This is a genomic window from Acetobacter musti, assembly GCF_011516835.1.
GTDB classification, from domain to species: domain Bacteria; phylum Pseudomonadota; class Alphaproteobacteria; order Acetobacterales; family Acetobacteraceae; genus Acetobacter; species Acetobacter musti.
In genome coordinates this window covers 1-2,745 of record NZ_WOTB01000083.1, presented here as the reverse complement: position 1 = coordinate 2,745, position 2,745 = coordinate 1, and the positions used below count along the sequence as shown (strand labels likewise).

Genomic DNA, 2,745 nt, shown 5'->3' with positions numbered 1-2,745 from the left:
CAAAGCCCATCTGCGTCGCGTTGCCGAACGCACCCGTGACGCCTTGTGGGACAGGATCGGCACCCTGATCGACCAGTTCTCGCCCGCAGAGTGCATAAATTTCTTCACCGCTGCTGGATATGAGCCAGATTGAAAAGAAAATGCTCTAACAAGCGGAAACAGATTGTGTTGACGCTCAAGCAGTTGACGCAGCGGTCATTACACATAGCAGGCGGCGATCAGTCCGCACAAATCAAGTATTATTTTCCTGAAGCGCACGGCACTCATGTGCCGTTAACTCCGCCTTCATTACTTTATGTGAAAAGCACGTTAACCCAGCACCATCGATACGCTTTTACTGGAAGAGATGGGAAACTGACCTTGTTATATGACACTGTATTAATGCATTTTAGTCGTGATTACGTTTTCGCGCCAACAAAAATTCACTTTCAATGAATATCTTATACTTGATCCTCTGCCAGAGATGTACTAAATATAGAATTTTTAATTGTATATATATATTACACATCAACCTAAAACGTCTTTTTTGTAAAATTTATACATTATATAGAAAACATTATAAATTATTATTTATAACGATAAATTATAAAAATAACACTCTTGTAAATGAATTGTTAATTCGACAACAAAATAAACGTGTAGTGAACCAATGATAGTCTATTCCGGAGAAGATCTTGTCGTTCACCACGTAGAGGGGGAGACAAGGGACGTCATTATAACATTTGGTCCTGCTGCAGTGACCCATCTGGCTGAAACCGAAATATTCTGTGAACGGCCCATTCGAAAATCAAAAGTATCGGCCATCGGAATTACAACCAGGCACGACCATTGGTATTTTTCGGAAACAGACGAAGGGAACGTCATCCATGAGGTAAAAAAGCTGATCGCTAAATACAGAAGAGTTATAATCCTCGGATATTCGATGGGTGCCCATGCAGCGATTAGGTTCTCAAGGCTGTTTAACGCCTATTCCGTCTTGTCGCTTTCACCTAAGTGGTCACTAGACAGACAAGAATGTGAGTGCATCGAAGATCGTTACGTTGAAAAAAATTTCATATCTATCATGAAAGGTATGGGTCTACGCAGACCTCAGACTCATGGCAGTATTTTTGTTGCTTATGACCCGAATGATTACATCGACAATTATCATGGGGAAATGGTTGCAAGGCACATTGATTGTACGATTTTAAAGATGTTCTATTGCGGGCACGGCACTATCGGTCACTTAAGTGGTACACGTAATTTCAAGAGTATTTTCGACGCCCTAAGCTGCGACAATCCCAGCGAGATAGTCGCTGTTGCGTCGGTTATAAGGCGACGACATAAATTCACCTTTCAGAACGTAATTGGGAAAGCTCGAAGACAACATCCCACTCTATGTTTAGATCTTATCAAAAAACTGTTTTCTATAAACAAAACTTACTATAAAGATATAACCAATAACTACACAACCTACTTGACAATATTTTACAGTTCAAAAAACAAAATATTCAAAAATAAGTATGATTGTATAAATTATTATAAGAGTATAAATCTTCCTGAATCTGTTATTTGCACTGAACAAAATATAAATGATAATTTATTTTATTTAGTAAGCTACCATGGTACTATATTATTCTTTGATATCATGAAATTTTCTTTCTGCACTGGCGGAATTAAAGATAACAAAAGAAGTATGATTCCAGTTGAAATAAACTTCAATGAAGACGATATTTATCTTTTCATAACATTAAATAATACTGTAATGTATATATATATCAAGGATAACTCCATATCCTATGCAGAAGAGCCCGATACAAGTCTACGTTTCAAACTAGTAAATGGAAATCAACACCAACTTCCAAATACGTTCTTTTTTGAAAAAGAAAACAGATTTTATGCTGTAGTAAGCAATAATGGATATATTATTGTTGATTTAGATTTTAATGTTGGAACCAAATCACGGAATATTCTTGAATTTGAGTCATTTGTTCCTCTTGCAAAAATGCCGATATATTAACCTATCCTTTCTTATTACCTCCACGCTCGTGCATTATTTTATCTGGTTAATAAGAGTTTCAGTGCCTTTTTGGAAATTCGATATGACGGGGTTCCAAGAAGTGCGCTGCGTGATTCAAGCTACGAATACGGATGCCAGAGTGGCGAGGCCGGATGGCCGGTATCACGTGCAAAACGAGACGCTATCCGTCTGACCTGACCGATGAGGTATGGGAGTGCATAACACCTCTGATGCCGCCTGCGCACCGCCGTGGCCGGAAGCGGACAACGGATTTCCATATCCACACTTCTTGCGAATTGTCAGATTTTTAAGCTGCGAATATATCGCAGCAAGCCTGTTCCGAAAATGACGTGACCGATCATGACGCGACGCCATGCTACGGTGACAGCTCCAACTTTCTTTCAGAGTGCAGGACGTCTTTGGTGCCTCATGTAGGTATGAGCGGAACGCTTATTACGAACTGTTGCCGTATTTTAGCTGATGCGTCTGATCGGTGACGACGCACCCTGACAAGACGTGCTCCATTAGGCTCAGGACCTGTTAATTTATTGAACTGAGCGTGCTGTTGTGATTCAGAGGATTCCCGGTGGAGGGGGGGTGTGAGTGACGTGTTTTTGCTGTCTGAGAGCCAGATGGAGGCCATCGTGTGGAAAGTACGCTAAACAACGTTTAGCATGAACAGTAGAAGAACGTCTGGGTAGCGTGATCTTGCCTGAGGGCAAGCCGCTGTTTCTTTGTTGAACAAC

The 2,745-nt window shown here is 40.6% G+C and carries 2 protein-coding genes and 1 pseudogene; all 3 read left to right on the top strand.

What is annotated here, in order from left to right:
* Positions 1-165 precede the first annotated feature (165 nt).
* The gene (locus GOB93_RS20695; protein WP_173585243.1) at positions 166-435 is read left to right on the top strand and encodes a hypothetical protein; all 270 of its coding nucleotides are present in this window, start codon (positions 166-168) and stop codon (positions 433-435) included.
* Between the two features lie 214 nt (positions 436-649).
* On the top strand, positions 650-1,999 hold the full coding sequence (locus GOB93_RS20690) for a hypothetical protein (protein ID WP_173585242.1): 1,350 nt from the start codon (positions 650-652) through the stop codon (positions 1,997-1,999).
* 131 nt (positions 2,000-2,130) lie between these two features.
* Positions 2,131-2,274: pseudogene (locus GOB93_RS20685) on the top strand (transposase); the annotation flags it as partial.
* Positions 2,275-2,745: the final 471 nt, after the last annotated feature.

What these genes read in the sequence shown, in the direction of transcription:
- GOB93_RS20690 (WP_173585242.1), top strand. Translation starts at nt 650, where the DNA reads ATGATAGTCTATTCCGGAGAAGATCTTGTCGTTCACCACGTAGAGGGG.